The sequence below is a fragment of the Pseudonocardia sp. P1 genome (assembly GCF_000178675.2).
GTDB lineage: Bacteria > Actinomycetota > Actinomycetes > Mycobacteriales > Pseudonocardiaceae > Pseudonocardia.
Window position 1 is genome coordinate 633,620 of record NZ_ADUJ02000001.1, and the last position, 13,724, is coordinate 647,343.

The 13,724-nt window shown below is 74.6% G+C and carries 11 protein-coding genes; 5 read left to right on the forward strand and 6 right to left on the reverse strand.

Features of this window, described 5'->3' with window-relative positions; genetic code table 11:
* Nucleotides 1-4 precede the first annotated feature (4 nt).
* Both PP1_RS02510 and PP1_RS02515 read left to right on the forward strand, forming a co-directional pair.
* Complete coding sequence (locus PP1_RS02510) at nt 5-958, forward strand: ATP-binding protein (protein WP_010224682.1); 954 nt, start codon at nt 5-7, stop codon at nt 956-958.
* 247 nt (nt 959-1,205) lie between these two features.
* Nucleotides 1,206-2,090: an AfsR/SARP family transcriptional regulator gene (locus tag PP1_RS02515; protein ID WP_060576095.1), complete on the forward strand. Its 885-nt coding sequence runs from the start codon at nt 1,206-1,208 to the stop codon at nt 2,088-2,090.
* Nucleotides 2,091-2,124: 34 nt separating this feature from the next.
* On the opposite strand, the gene PP1_RS02520 is transcribed toward PP1_RS02515, so the two are convergent.
* The gene (locus PP1_RS02520; protein ID WP_075314206.1) at nt 2,125-2,910 is read right to left on the reverse strand and encodes an enoyl-CoA hydratase/isomerase family protein; all 786 of its coding nucleotides are present in this window, start codon (nt 2,908-2,910) and stop codon (nt 2,125-2,127) included.
* Nucleotides 2,907-3,911, reverse strand: coding sequence for a glucose-6-phosphate dehydrogenase (coenzyme-F420) (gene fgd, locus PP1_RS02525; protein ID WP_010235633.1), 1,005 nt, complete (start codon nt 3,909-3,911; stop codon nt 2,907-2,909). Before fgd ends, PP1_RS02520 begins: the two co-directional genes overlap by 4 nt.
* Nucleotides 3,912-4,236: 325 nt before the next feature.
* Here fgd and recQ point away from each other — a divergent pair, with 325 nt between their 5' ends.
* Genes recQ through PP1_RS02540 form a run of 3 tightly spaced genes read left to right on the forward strand, consistent with a single transcriptional unit; the run spans nt 4,237 to nt 7,416 of the window.
* Nucleotides 4,237-6,042, forward strand: coding sequence for a DNA helicase RecQ (gene recQ / locus PP1_RS02530; RefSeq protein ID WP_050802471.1), 1,806 nt, complete (start codon nt 4,237-4,239; stop codon nt 6,040-6,042).
* Nucleotides 6,039-6,782, forward strand: a complete 744-nt coding sequence (locus PP1_RS02535; protein ID WP_010235637.1) for a gamma-glutamyl-gamma-aminobutyrate hydrolase family protein — start codon at nt 6,039-6,041, stop codon at nt 6,780-6,782. Before recQ ends, PP1_RS02535 begins: the two co-directional genes overlap by 4 nt.
* A gap of 52 nt (nt 6,783-6,834) precedes the next feature.
* Nucleotides 6,835-7,416, forward strand: coding sequence for a DinB family protein (locus tag PP1_RS02540; RefSeq protein ID WP_086000708.1), 582 nt, complete (start codon nt 6,835-6,837; stop codon nt 7,414-7,416).
* Here the strand turns inward: PP1_RS02540 and PP1_RS02545 are convergent.
* The 4 genes from PP1_RS02545 to PP1_RS02560 all read right to left on the reverse strand — a co-directional run bounded on the left by PP1_RS02545 (nt 7,403) and on the right by PP1_RS02560 (nt 13,690).
* Entirely contained in the window at nt 7,403-9,655 is a 2,253-nt protein-coding gene (locus PP1_RS02545) for a HelD family protein (RefSeq protein ID WP_139324108.1), read from the reverse strand. The genes PP1_RS02540 and PP1_RS02545 overlap by 14 nt on opposite strands.
* Nucleotides 9,656-9,868: 213 nt before the next feature.
* Nucleotides 9,869-10,531 carry a hypothetical protein gene (locus tag PP1_RS02550; protein WP_029239760.1) on the reverse strand — a complete coding sequence of 221 codons (663 nt, stop codon included), beginning with the start codon at nt 10,529-10,531 and terminating at the stop codon, nt 9,869-9,871.
* Nucleotides 10,532-10,586: 55 nt separating this feature from the next.
* Complete coding sequence (locus PP1_RS02555) at nt 10,587-12,962, reverse strand: glycoside hydrolase family 65 protein (RefSeq protein ID WP_010235648.1); 2,376 nt, start codon at nt 12,960-12,962, stop codon at nt 10,587-10,589.
* Nucleotides 12,959-13,690: a beta-phosphoglucomutase family hydrolase gene (locus PP1_RS02560; protein WP_033200121.1), complete on the reverse strand. Its 732-nt coding sequence runs from the start codon at nt 13,688-13,690 to the stop codon at nt 12,959-12,961. The genes PP1_RS02555 and PP1_RS02560 overlap by 4 nt, the downstream gene beginning before the upstream one ends.
* Between the last annotated feature and the right edge of the window lie 34 nt (nt 13,691-13,724).

A 13,724-nucleotide genomic window follows, 5' to 3' on the forward strand; every position in this document is an offset into this window, starting at 1 on the left:
GCCCGTGCAGATCAACGCCGCTCCCCGCTCGCCCGGTTTCGTCCACGTCCTGGTGCACGCCGACGACCCGGCGGAGCTCGTGGCCAAGGTCGCCCCGCAGGCCGCGGCCGCCGTCCACGACGTCGGGGCGCAGATCGCACTGGCCGTCTCCGAGCCGGTCGAACAGGCACTGCGCGACGAGCTGGCCGGCACCGGCGCCGCGCTCGGCCGTCTCACCACGCTCACGCGGTCGGCCCGCGACTCGGGCCAGACCGTCGCGGCGTGGCGGGCCCGGGAGCTGCGGGCACTGTCGTCGTCCGGGCGGCCGGTGGTCGTCGTCGCGGAACACGACCCCGAGCTGGACGGGGTGGACGGCGGCTTCTGGGTCGAGTTCGAGGCCGCGCTGAACATCTCGCTCGACGGCCTGCCCGTCACCCAGCTGTGCGTGTACCCGCGGATGCCGCTGCACGGCGCGGTCGGCGACGGTGCGCTCGCGAACCACCCGCTGCACCTGCGGGGCGGCGAGCGGGTGCCGAACCCGCGGCACGCCGCCCCCGCCGACGTCCTCGCGGCGCTGCCCTTCGCGCCGCCGCACCTGCTGGGGCCGCCGGACGTCCGCCTGCACTACAACACCTTCGAGCTCTCCCGCGTCCGCGACGCGGTCGAGGAGGCGGCCCGCGCCTGCCGGTTCGACCCGGTCCGCGGCGAGGACATGGTGCAGGCGGTCAACGAGGTCGCCACGAACGCGGTGGAGCACGGCTCCCCCGAGGCGGGGCTGTCGGTGTGGGCGCGGCCGGGCGAGCTCGTCTGCGAGATCCACGACACCGGCGCGCTCACGCTGCCGCTGATCGGGCTCGCGCCGCCGCACCCGTCGCAGGCGCGCGGGCGGGGCACCTGGATCGCCCGGCAGCTGTGCGACAGCCTGCACGTGTGGCGGGCCCGCGACGGCACGCACGTCCGCCTCCTCGCCAGGGCCTGACCAGCGCCTCCACCGGCGACCGGCAGCCATGCGTGGCGATTCGCTCACCCGGATCTCACGCACCCGCCCGACCTCGGCTATCCTGGCCCTCGAGCACACCGCACGGAGACGCCGCCCGCCGTCCGTGCTGGTGCGGTTTCGTCGTGTCCACACAGCGCCCCGCGGCCCTCCCGCCCGGGCGGCGCGCCCGGCACCGGCGCAGAACCGCGTGCGGGCCGCACGTCACGACCGACCCGGGGAAGACGGCATGTCCGACGACGATCACTGTCGATCCAGTGAGTCCACGCTGAGCGAGCCCACCGACGGTTCCGCGCTGCACGTCCGCGTCCTGGGGGCGTTCGGGCTGCGGGTCGGCGACCACTCCGTACCGCTGCCCGTCGACTCCCGGCGCCTGGTGGCCTACCTGGCCGTGCACCCGCGCCCGCAGCCGACCGCGGCGATGGCCGCCGACCTGTGGCCCGGCGTCGGGCCCGCCCCGGCGGCCCGGCTGCTGGACGAGGCCGTCGCGGGCGTCGACGTCCCCGGCCTGCTCACCGCCGACGACCGCGGCCGCCTGCACCTCGCCGACGACGTGACCGTCGATCTCGCCGAGGGTCTGCTGATGGTCCGCGGGTTCTCGTCACCGGAGATGGCGCGGACCGTCCGCGAGATCGGCTGCCCGGCGACCGACCTGCTCGAGGCCGACATCCTCCCGTCGTGGACGGCGCCGTGGATCGTGGTCGAGCGGGAGCGGTTCCGGCAGCTGCGGCTCTCCGCGCTGGAGAACCTGTCCACCACGCTGAGCGCGGCCGACCGGCACGACGACTCGGTCGCCGTCGCCCGGCGCGCCGTCCGGACGGCGCCGAGCCGCGAGCGCTCGCGGCGGGCGCTGGTCGAGGCCCTGCTCGCCGGCGGCCGCGTCGCCGACGCCCTCGCCGAGTACGAGGAGTTCCAGCGGCTGCTCCGCAACAGCGTGGGCGCCACCCCGGACTCCGAGCTGGACCGGCTCCTCGCGCCCTACGACTCGGCGTGGCCCCTGGGCCCCGGGGTGCACCGCCCGGTGCAGCGGTGGGGCGTCGGGATGCCGGGCGCACACCGGCCCGCGCAGCGCGGGCGCCGGCTCGCGGCGGGCAGCCCCGCCAGCGGCCGCTGAGCCCGGCACCCCGACACACCACACCCCGGCGCCGCTAGTGGAACTGCGGGCGCCGCTTCTCGCCGAACGCCGCCAGCCCCTCCGCGCCCTCCGGCCCGGCCGCGCAGGCGGCGATGGAGGCGGCCTCGGCGTCGAGCTGCTCGCCGAGGGTGGCCTCCCAGGTCCCGCCGAGCAGTCCCCGGATGCGGCCCAGCGCCGCCGTCGGCCCCTGCGCCAGCCGGTGCGCGAGGGTCGCGGCCTCGTCGTCGACCGCGTCGTCGTCGACGACCGAGGCGAGCAGTCCGAGGCCGTCGAGCGCGTCGGCGTCGAGCACCTCGTCGGTCAGCAGGATCCGGCGGGCCCGGGCCGCGCCGACCAGCCGGGGCAGCGTCCAGGTCATCCCGCCGTCCGGGGAGAAGCCGATCCCCGGGTAGGCGGGACGCATCCGGGTCGACCGCCCGCCGACGGCGAGGTCGCAGGCCAGCGCCACGCTCATCCCCGCCCCGGCGGCCCAGCCGCGCACGGCGGCGACGGTCGGGACCGGGCTCGCGACGAGCGGGCGCTGCAGCGCGTGGAAGATGTCGGCGACCTCGCGCACGTAGCCGCCGCGGTCCGGGGCCGCGGCGAAGTCACGGACGTTGCCCCCGGTGCAGAAGTTCTCCCCGTCGCCGTGGACCAGCACCGCACCGACGGCGCCCGGATCGGCCGGGTCCTGCCCGGCCAGCCCCGCCAGCGCGTCGGTGACCTCCTGCATCACCGCGCCGTCGAGCGCCCCGTGCCGGCCGGTGGAGATCCGGCAGCGCAGGACGCGCCCGTCCCTCCGGACCGCCTCCGCCGTCACCCCAGCTCCCGCAGCTTCGGCAGGACGTCCTCGGTGAACTGGCCGAGGAAGCGACGCTGGTCGTCCCCCGGGCCGTGCACGACGAGGTGGTTCAGGCCGGCGTCGACGTAGGGCCTGATCTGCTCGACGGCCTCGTCCGGATCGGACGCGACGATCCAGCGCTTGGTCACCTGCTCGATGGGCAGCTCGTCGGCGAGCCGCTCCATCTCCCGCGACGAGTCGACCGAGTTCTTCTGATCCGGTGTCAGCGACAGCGGGGCCCAGAACCGGCAGTTCTCCCGGGCCGCCTCCGGGTCGCGGTCGTAGGAGATCTTGATCTCGATCATCTTGTCGATCTGCGACGCGTCGCGGCCCTGCTTGTCGGCGCCCTCCTGGACACCGGGCAGCAGCTTGTCGGTGTAGAGCTCCATGCCCTTGCCGGAGGTGCAGATGAAGCCCTCGCCGTGCCGGCCCGCGTAGCGCGCGACCATCGGCCCACCGGCGGCGATGTAGACCGGCACCGGCTGCTCCGGCCGGTCGTAGATCATCGCGTCGACGAGGGTGTAGTAGTCGCCCTCGACGCTGACGCTGTCCTCGGTCCACAGTGCCTTCATCAGCCGGACCGCCTCGCGCAGCCGGGCGAAGCGCTCCTTGAACTCCGGCCACTCGCGGCCCGACACGGCGATCTCGTTGAGCGCCTCGCCGGTGCCGACGCCGAGCGCGACCCGGCCGCCGGTCAGCATCGCCATCGTCGCGAACTCCTGGGCGAGCACCGCGACGTTGTAGCGGAAGGTGGGGGTGAGCACCGAGGTGCCGATCTGCACCCGGTTCGTCCGCTCCCCCACGGCCGCGATCCACGGCAGCGCGGCGGGGGCGTGCCCGCCGGTGTGCCGCCACGGCAGGAAGTGGTCCGAGGCCCAGACGCTGTCCAGGCCCAGCTCCTCGGCGAGTACCGCGTACTCGACGAGGTCGCGCGGGCCGAACTGCTCGGCCGACGCCTTGTACCCGATCTTGAGATTCACGGATCAGTCCTTATCGCGTGCCTGGCGCGCAGGCCGTCCGGCGCGCCGTGTCCCTCCCGTGTTGCTACACCCCGGCGCGGCCCGGCGCAGCCCCGGGTGGCTCACAGTCCCCCACCGCGGCGCCCGGTGCCGGATCCGCGGAGCCGGGCGGACGGCGCCGAGCACGGCTCGTACGATCGACCCCGTGTTCGACACCTCCGACCCGGACGAGATCCCGCTCCCGCCCGAGCCCGAGGACGTCGAGGCGGACCCGCCCCCGCCCGAGGAGGCGCCGGAACCGGCCGGTGCGGCGCCCGCCCCCGTCCGGTCGTCCGACCCGCACGAGGTGCTGCGGCGGGTGTTCGGCTACGACGCGTTCCGCGGTGACCAGGAGGCGATCGTCTCCCACGTCACCGGCGGCGGCGACGCGCTGGTGCTCATGCCCACCGGAGGCGGGAAGTCGCTCTGCTACCAGGTCCCGGCGCTCGCCCGGTCCGGCACCGGCGTCGTCGTCTCGCCGCTGATCGCGCTGATGCAGGACCAGGTGGACGCGCTGCGGGCGCTCGGCGTCCGCGCCGGGTTCCTCAACTCCACCCAGGACGCCGACGAGCGGCGCCTCACCGAGCAGGAGTTCCTGGCCGGCGAGCTGGACCTGCTCTACCTCGCCCCGGAGCGGCTGCGGGTCGAGTCGACCGTGCGCCTGCTCGAGCGCGGCCGGATCGCGCTCTTCGCGATCGACGAGGCGCACTGCGTCGCGCAGTGGGGGCACGACTTCCGGCCCGACTACCTGCTGCTCTCGGAGCTGCCGAAGCGCTGGCCGGACGTGCCGCGGATCGCGCTCACCGCGACCGCCACCGACGCCACCCGCACCGAGATCGCGCAGCGGCTCCAGCTGACCGGGGCGCGGCACTTCGTCGCGAGCTTCGACCGGCCGAACATCCGGTACCGCATCGCGCCGAAGAACGAGCCGCGCAAGCAGCTGCTGGACCTGCTGCGCTCCGAGCACCCCGGTGACGCAGGCATCGTCTACTGCCTGTCCCGCAAGTCGGTCGAGCAGACCGCGGAGTTCCTCGGCTCGCAGGGGATCGCCGCGCTCCCCTACCACGCGGGTCTCGACGCCGAGGTCCGCCGCCGCAACCAGTCCCGCTTCCTGCGCGACGACGGCCTGGTGATGGTCGCGACGATCGCCTTCGGCATGGGGATCGACAAGCCCGACGTCCGGTTCGTCGCGCACCTGGACCTGCCGAAGTCGGTCGAGGGCTACTACCAGGAGACCGGTCGTGCGGGCCGGGACGGCGAGCCGTCGACGGCGTGGCTGGCCTACGGGCTGGCCGACGTCGTCCAGCAACGGAAGATGATCGACGACGGCGAGGGCGACGCCGCGCACAAGCGGCGCCTGGCCCAGCACCTCGACGCGATGCTCGCGCTGTGCGAGACCACCGAGTGCCGCCGCGCGCAGCTGCTGCGCTACTTCGGGGAGAGGCCCGCCACCGAGGCGTGCGGCAACTGCGACACCTGCCTGACGCCGGTGTCGTCGTGGGACGGCACGGTCGCCGCGCAGAAGGTCCTCTCGACGGTGTGGCGGCTCAAGAAGGAGCGCAACCAGGAGTTCGGCGCCGGGCAGGTCGTCGACATCCTGCTCGGCAAGCGCACCCCGAAGGTGGACCAGCACCGCCACCACGAGCTGTCGGTGTTCGGCGTCGGCACCGAGCTGACCGACGTCGCGTGGCGCAACGTGCTGCGGCAGCTGGTCGCGCGCGGGCTGCTGACCGTCGGCGGGACCTACTCGACGCTGCGGTTCACCGACGACTCCCCCGCCGCGATGCGCGGCGAGCAGAAGGTCATGCTGCGCACCGAGCCGGAGCGGACGGCGCGGTCGTCGCGGTCGCGGAGCGGGTCGAAGCCGGCGGTCGAGATGCCGGCCGAGGTCGCGCCGGTGTTCGAGCGGCTGCGGGCCTGGCGCGCGTCGGCGGCGAAGGAGCAGGGCGTGCCCGCCTACGTGATCTTCCACGACGCGACGCTGCGCGAGATCGCGACGCGGGCGCCCGCCGACCGTGCCGCGCTGGGCACGATCTCCGGGATCGGCGAGGGCAAGCTCGCCCGGTACGGCGACCAGGTCATCGACGTCCTGCGCGGGGGTGACGACGGGTGAGGCCACTGATCGGGCTGACCGCCTACACCGAGCGCGCCACCTACTGGATCGTCGACGACGAGGAGACGGTCCTGCTCCCCCGCGGCTACCTCGACATGGTGTCCGCGGCGGGCGGGATCCCGGTGCTGCTGCCGCCGACCGCCGACGCCCCGGACGCCGCCGCGTCGTGCGACGGGCTGCTGGTCACCGGCGGGCCGGACATCGGCGCCGGCCGCTACGGCGCCGCGCCCGGCCCGCACGACGACGACCCGCGCACCGAGCGCGACGCCGCCGACCTGGCCGCCGTCCGCCGGGCGATGGAGCTGGGCATCCCCGTGCTCGGGGTGTGCCGCGGGCACCAGCTGCTCAACGTGGCGCTCGGCGGGACGCTGCACCAGCACCTGCCCGACGTCGTCGCACCGGAGGTGGCTGCCGCGCACTCGGCCGGGCCCGGGAACTACGCGCCGGTCGGGATCACCACGGAGCCGGGGTCCCGGATCGGGGAGCTGCTCGGCTCCGGCCCGGTGACCGTCCGCTGCCACCACCACCAGTCGATCGACCGGGTCGCCGACGGCCTGCGGGTCACCGCCCGCGCCGGGGACGTCGTCGAGGCGGTGGAGGCCCGGTCCGGGGCCTGGGCGATGGGGGTGCAGTCGCACCCCGAGCGCAGCCCGGACGACCTGCGTCTGGCCCGGGCGCTCGTCGACGCGGCACGGGAGCGGCGGGCGGCCGGTCCCCCGCCGGTACGCCGGGCAGGGTGAGGCGCCGGGTCGAGGACGGCGGGTGTCCGCGTCGGGCTCTACCGTGCCGGGCATGACGCCCACCACCACGGACATCGACTGGAACGCCGAGCTGAGCGCGCAGCTCACCTTCCACTGGGAGACCACGCTGCGGCCGCGGCTCGCGGGCCTCACCGACGAGGAGTACCTCTGGGAACCGGCGCCCGGTGCCTGGAGCGTCCGGCCGCGGGCGGAGTCCGTCGCGTCGCACAGCGCCGGGGCCGGTGACCTGGTCGTCGACTTCGCCTTCCCGGAGCCCGACCCGGCCCCGGTGACGACGATCGCCTGGCGGCTCGCCCACGTGATCGTCGGGGTGTTCGGCATGCGGAACCACTCGCACTTCGGCGGGCCGCCGGTCGACTACGCCTCGCACACCTACGCCGGCACCGCCGACGGCGCGCTCGCCCAGCTCGACGAGGTGTACCGCCGCTGGACCGAGGGGGTGGCGGCGCTGGGCGCCGACGGCCTGGCCCGGCCCTGCGGGCCCGCGGAGGGGCCGTACGCGGACGCGCCGCTGGCGACTCTCGTCCTGCACATCCACCGCGAGGTGATCCACCACGGCGCGGAGATCGCGCTGCTGCGCGACCTGTACCGGGCGGGGGTCACCCCCGGCTGATCCGCTTCAGCACCGGCGGCAGCTGGCCGGAGTACAGGACACCGAGCCGCTGCGTCGCCCGGGTGATCGCGACGTAGAGGTCGTTCAGGCCGCGCGGGGACTCGTCGAGCATCTCCTGCGGCTCGACGACGAGCACCGCGTCGAACTCCAGGCCCTTCGCCGCCGTCACCGGCAGCACGACGACGGCCGTGTCCAGCTCCTCGGTGTCCGTCTCCGGGTCGATCACCCCGGCTGCGGCGAGTGCCGCCCGCACCGGCTCCAGGCGCGCCGACGGCACCAGCACCGCGGTCCGGCCGTCGCCGACGGCGTCGCGCTCGGCCGTCACCCGGTCCACCAGCACCTCGTCGGCCCCGGTCTCCGGGAGCGGTGCCGCCCACGGCGGCTCCCCCGTCGAGCGGACCGACGACGGCGGTTCCAGCGAGGCGTCGATCTCGGCGAGCACGTCGTCGGCGACGTCGGCGATCTCCGACGGCGTCCGGTAGTTCACCGTCAGCTGCTCCAGCCGCCAGCGGCGGGCCACGAACGGCGACAGCACCTCGTCCCAGGACCCGGCTCCGCCCCGGTCGCCGGTCTGCGCGATGTCCCCGACCAGCGTCATCGAGCGGGCGGGCGCGCGGCGCATCACCATCCGCCAGGCCATCGCCGACAGCTCCTGGGCCTCGTCGATGATCACGTGCCCGTAGGTCCACTCGCGGTCCGCCGCGGCCCGGTCGGCGGTCGAGTCGTACCGCGACACCTGCATCCGCTCGGCGAGCCGGTCGGCGTCGATGATGTCGGTCGCGCGCAGCAGCTCCGGGTCGAGGTCCTCCTCCAGATCGAGGACGTCGAGCACGCCCTGCGCGTACTCGACCTCCTCCCGGAGCGCGGCGGCCTCCGCCGCGGCCTGGGCGGCGCCGTCGTCGCCGAGCAGCTCGGCGGCCTCGTCGAGCAGCGCCACGTCCGCGGGCGTCCAGCGCCGGTCGTAGGGGACGTCGTCGCCCGGGGCGTCGCGCTCCAGGAGCCGCCGCTGCTCGGCCGGGATCCGCCGGGCGACCGAGTTGAGCCGCTTGCGGTCCGCGAACAGGTCGCTGAGCAGCTGCTCCGGCGACAGGGTCGGCCAGAGCTCCTCCATCTCGCGCCGGACGTCCGGCGACTCGGCGAGCTCGTCGCGGATGTCGTCGATGTCGCGCCGGTCCAGCAGCTCCGCCCCGACCCGGCGGGCGACCTGCTGGGCCAGCAGCCGCAGCAGCTCCTTGCGGAACGTGCGGCGGGCCTCGTTGTGCGGCTTGCGGGACCGCCGGGCCCGGGTGCGGGCCTGGGTGACGGTGTCGCGGTCGAGTACGACCCGCTGCTGCTCGACGACGAGCTCGATCGGCCGGCGCGGCACCTGCTGGCGGTCCCGGACGGCTGCGGCGACCACCGGTGCGAGGTCGGCCCGGCCCTTCAGCTCCGCGGTGGCGGGGTCCTCCTCGCGGCGGGCGTCCAGTCCCGGGTAGAGCTGCGCGACGGTGCCGAGGACGACCGAGGTCTCGCCCAGCGACGGCAGCACCTGCCCGATGTAGCGCAGGAACGTCGGGTTCGGCCCGACGACGAGCACGCCGCGCCGCGCCAGCCGGTCCCGGTGGGTGTAGAGCAGGTACGCCGCGCGGTGCAGCGCGACGGCCGTCTTGCCGGTACCCGGGCCGCCCTGCACGACGAGCACCCCGGACGGCTTGGAGCGGATGATCCGGTCCTGCTCGCCCTGGATCGTCGCGACGATGTCGCCCATCCGCCCGGTGCGGGCCTCCGACACGGCGGCCAGCAGCGCGGCCTCGCTCGTGAGGCCGGACCCGGCGCGGGCGCGCTCCTCGGCGTCCATGTCGGACAGGTTGAGCGGCTCGTCGTCGATCGCGACGACCTCGCGCAGCCGGGTCCGCAGGTGCCGGCGCCGCCGCATCTCCTCGGGGTTCGCCGCCGTCGCGGTGTAGAACGGCCGCGCCGCCGGCGCGCGCCAGTCCATCAACAGCGGCTCGTACTCGTTCTGCTCGTCGAGCAGGCCGATCCGGCCGACGTAGCGGGTCTCGCCCGCGTCGGTGTCGAGCCGGCCGAACGCGAGGCCGTGCTCGGCCGCACGCAGCGCGGCCAGCTTGTCGGCGAGCAGCGCGGCCGCGGCGTCACGCTGGGTCAGCGCCTGCGGGGTGCCGACGGTCTCGTCGCGCAGGGTCGCGGCGAGCCGCGTCGCGGTGTCGCGACGCCGGTCCTCGAGCTGCTCGTAGAGCATGCCCACGTACGTCTTCTCGTGGGCCAGCTCCGGGTCGGCAGCGGGATCGCCGGCAGTGGCAGGAGTGGGTTCGGGCACGGCGCGGGGATCCTCCACCGAGAGGGCGTACACGACCGCGCTGCCCGGTGGCGGGAGATGTCCCGTCGCCCGGCGGCGCGACGAACCAAAGTACCAGTAGTGCGCGATCGGCCGCGGTGCGCGCACCGACGGCGGTCACCCCGCCTGCGGGGCGATCTCTGCGCGGATCCGGACCTGTGTGCCGTCGAGCCGCTCGATCGTCGCCTCCGGGACGGGGTCCGTCCCGGTGCAGGTCACCGCGCGACCGGCGGGGAGGTCGCCGGGGCACTCGAGGTGGACGAACTCGTCGCGGCCCCCGGCCTTCAGCGCGCTCCACACCGTCATGGTCACCGCGACCGTCGGCGAGCTCCCCGAGAAGCGCCGGAGGTCGGTCTCGGTGTCGACCCGGGTGCCGGAGGCGGCGGCGCCCGGCCCGGCAGGGCCGGTGGCGACCGGCACGGAGCCGGACACCGTGATCCGCCACTCCCCCGACGACGGCAGCCGCGCGAGCTCGTGCTGCTTCAGCGGCCGGCCGCGGTCGTCCCCACCCCATCGGCCGTCCAGGCGCACCGCGGCCCACCCGGCACGGTCGGCCGAGGTCAGCCGGCACCCGCTGCGGTAGGCGCCGTCGGGGGACTCCGCCGGTTCCTCGCAGGACGCCGTGACCTCGACCCCGTCACGGGCCAGCAGGTGGGACCGGACGGCGGCCTCGATCTCCGCGCGGTCCGGCCGGGCCCCGGGCGAGGCGACCCACACCCACAGCCCGAGGAACCCGGCCACGACCACGAAGAACAGGACCCATGCCCCAGGACGCCGCATACCGGACAGTCAACCCGGTGGGCCGCCCGTCCGGTACACGCAGGACCACGGAGGTTCAGGCGCGCTGGCGCGGAGCCCGCCCGTAGGGCTGCTCGACCGGCTCCACCCAGTCCGGGGTCGGCGTCGGCGCCGTCACCGGGGTCTCCCCGTCGAGCGCGATCGGCTCGTCGTGGTGCCGCAGACGCATCGGGGCGCCGTCGTGCAGCTGGTACTCGACCTCGTCCGGCGTGATCGTCACCCGCAGCCTGCGGCCCTGCCACTTCAGCCCGAACGAGATCCGGGACAGCGACGGCGGCAGCACCGGCGCGAACGACAGCCCGTCGGCCTCGCAGCGCATCCCGCCGAAGCCGAGCACGACCGCGGTCCAGGTGCCGGCCATCGAGGCGATGTGCATCCCGTGGTCGGTGTTGCCCGCCAGGTCCTGCATGTCCACCAGGGCGGCCTCGGCGAGGTACTGGTGGGCCAGCTCCAGGTGCCCGGTGCGGGCCGCCATCACCGACTGGGTGCACGCCGACAGCGACGAGTCCCGCACCGTGATGCCCTCGTAGTAGGCGAAGTTGCGGCGCTTCTGCTCGTCGGTGAAGGAGTCCGGGAAGATCTGCATGGCCAGCACGAGGTCGGCCTGCTTGATCACCTGCTTGCGGTACAGGTCGAAGTACGGGTAGTTCAGCAGCAGCGGGTACCGCTCGGCCGGGGTGTCCTCGAAGTTCCACCGCTGGTGGTCGGTGAAGCCCTCGGACTGCGGGTGCACACCGAGCCGCTCGTCGAACGGGATCAGCATCGCGCCCGCCGCGTCCCGCCAGGACGCGATCTCCTCGGAGTCGACGCCCAGCCGGGACGCCGAACGCGGGTGCTTGGCGGCGACCTCGGCCGCGTAGCGCAGGTTCTGCTGCGCCATGAGGTTGGTGTAGACGTTGTTGTCCGCGATCGAGGAGTACTCGTCCGGGCCGGTGACGCCGTCGATCCGGAAGTTGCCGGCCGAGTCGTGGTGGCCGAGCGAGCGCCACAGCCGGGCCGTCGCGACCAGCAGCTCCAGCCCGACCTCCAGCTCGAACGTGGTGTCGCCGGTCGCGTGCACGTGCCGCTTCACCGCGTCGGCGATGTCGGCGTTGATGTGGAACGCCGCCGTGCCCGCCGGCCAGTAGCCGGAGCACTCCTGGCCGCGGATCGTCCGCCACGGGAACGCCGCGCCCTTGAGGCCCAGGGTCTCGGCACGCTCGAACGCCAGCGGGAGGATGGACTTGCGCCAGCGCAGCGCGTCGGCCGCCGCGTCCGGCGCGACGAACGACAGCACCTGCAGGCAGAACGTCTCGGTGTCCCAGAAGGTGTGGCCGTCGTAGCCGTCGGCGGTGAGGCCCTTGGCCGGGATGCAGCGCCGCTCGGCACGGGCACCGGCCTGCAGGATGTGGAACGTGGCGAGCCGGACCGCCTGCTGCAGCTCGGCGTCGCCGTCGATCTCGACGTCGGCGGTGGCCCAGAAGTCGTCGAGGTACTCGCGCTGCTCGCGGACGAGTCCGTCCCAGCCGGTGTAGCGGGCGGCGGCGATCGCCGCACGCACCTGGTCGTACACCGCGGGCAGGCTGCGCCGCGACGACCAGCCGTAGGACAGGTACTTGACCACCCGCAGCGTCTCGCCCGGCTTGACCCTCGCGATGATCGTCGTCCGGGCGAGGTCCTCGTTGGCGTCGGTGGTGACCTCGACGCCGTCCGGCCCGAAGACCTCGTGCTCCATCGCGGCGCCGCACCGCAGGCCGGACTGGCGGGTGCGGTGCACCAGCGTCGCCCCGGCGTCACCGGCCCGGGACTGCTCGGGCTCCAGGACGTTGTCCAGGGCGCTGTCCAGCCGCGGGTCGTCGCCGTTGCGGCCGGGCAGCTGCTCGTTCGCGACCAGCTCGGACTGCAGGACCAGCAGCGCGCCCTCGCCGTTGTCGTCGTCCCCGGCGTGGACCACCTCGACCTCGTAGGAGATCGCCGCGATCGCGCGCTGGGTCAGCGACACCAGCCGGGTGGAGCGCACCCGCACCGCGCGCCCGGCCGGGGACTCCCACTCCACGTCCCGCTGCAGGGTCCCGGCCTGCATGTCGAGCACCCGCTCGTGCTTGCGGAGGGAGCCGTAGCGCAGGTCGAACGGCTCGTCGTCGACCAGCAGGCGGATCAGCTTGCCGTTGGTCGTGTTGATGATCGTCTGCCCGGACTCCGGGTAGCCGTAGCCGCCCTCGGCGTAGGGCAGCGGGCGGACCTCGTAGAACGAGTTCAGGTAGGTCCCGGGGAGGACGTGCGGCTCACCCTCGTCGAGGTTGCCGCGCAGGCCGATGTGCCCGTTGGACAGCGCGAAGACCGACTCGGTCTGGCCCATCGCGCCGAGGTCCAGGCGCGGCTCGCGGATCACCCACGGCTCGGTGGTGAACGTGGGCAGGTGGTCGGGCTTCACGAACGCTCCAGCAGGTCGGCGAGATCGGTGACGACGACGTCCGCGCCGTGCTCGCGCAGCGCGGCCGCCTGGTCGAGACGGTCGACGCCGATGACGGCGCCGAAGTCCCCGGCGCGGCCGGCCTCCACACCGGCCAGCGCGTCCTCGAACACGACCGCCGCGGAGCGCTCGACCCCGAGGTCGGCCGCGGCGGCGACGAAGGTGTCGGGTGCGGGCTTGCCGGGCAGCCCCCGCTCCCGTGCGGTGACGCCGTCGACGCGGTGGTCGATGAACGTCTCCAGGCCGGTGACCCGCAGGATCTGCTCGGCGTTCGCACTGGAGGAGACCACCGCGGCGGCGAGCCCGGCGTCCTTCACGGCCTCCAGGTACCGGCGCGAGCCGGGATAGACGTCGACCCCCTCGGTGATCTTCGTCTGGACCAGCGCGTTCTTCCGGGTCGACAGGCCCCACAGGGTCTCGGTGTCGGCGGAGTCGTCCGGGGTGCCCTCGGGGAGCTCGATGCCCCGGGACGCGAGGAAGCTGCGGGTGCCCTCCAGGCGCGGCTTCCCGTCGACGTAGGGGCCGTAGTCGGCCCCGGCGTCGAACGGGGTGAAACCGGCACCGTCGCGCGAGCACAGGTACTCGTCGAACATCTGCTTCCACGCCGCCGCGTGCACGCTCGCGGTGTCGGTCAGCACGCCGTCCAGGTCGAACAGGCACGCACGTGTGCCCTCGGGCAGCCCCAGCATGGCGCGCACGCTATCCGGATCGATGAAGTCCGTC

What these genes read in the sequence shown, in the direction of transcription:
- PP1_RS02515 (WP_060576095.1), top strand. Translation starts at nt 1,206, where the DNA reads ATGTCCGACGACGATCACTGTCGATCCAGTGAGTCCACGCTGAGCGAG.
- PP1_RS02540 (WP_086000708.1), top strand. Translation starts at nt 6,835, where the DNA reads ATGACGCCCACCACCACGGACATCGACTGGAACGCCGAGCTGAGCGCG.
- PP1_RS02545 (WP_139324108.1), bottom strand. Translation starts at nt 9,655, where the DNA reads ATGCTCTACGAGCAGCTCGAGGACCGGCGTCGCGACACCGCGACGCGG.
- PP1_RS02550 (WP_029239760.1), bottom strand. Translation starts at nt 10,531, where the DNA reads ATGCGGCGTCCTGGGGCATGGGTCCTGTTCTTCGTGGTCGTGGCCGGG.
- PP1_RS02560 (WP_033200121.1), bottom strand. Translation starts at nt 13,690, where the DNA reads ATGCTGGGGCTGCCCGAGGGCACACGTGCGTGCCTGTTCGACCTGGAC.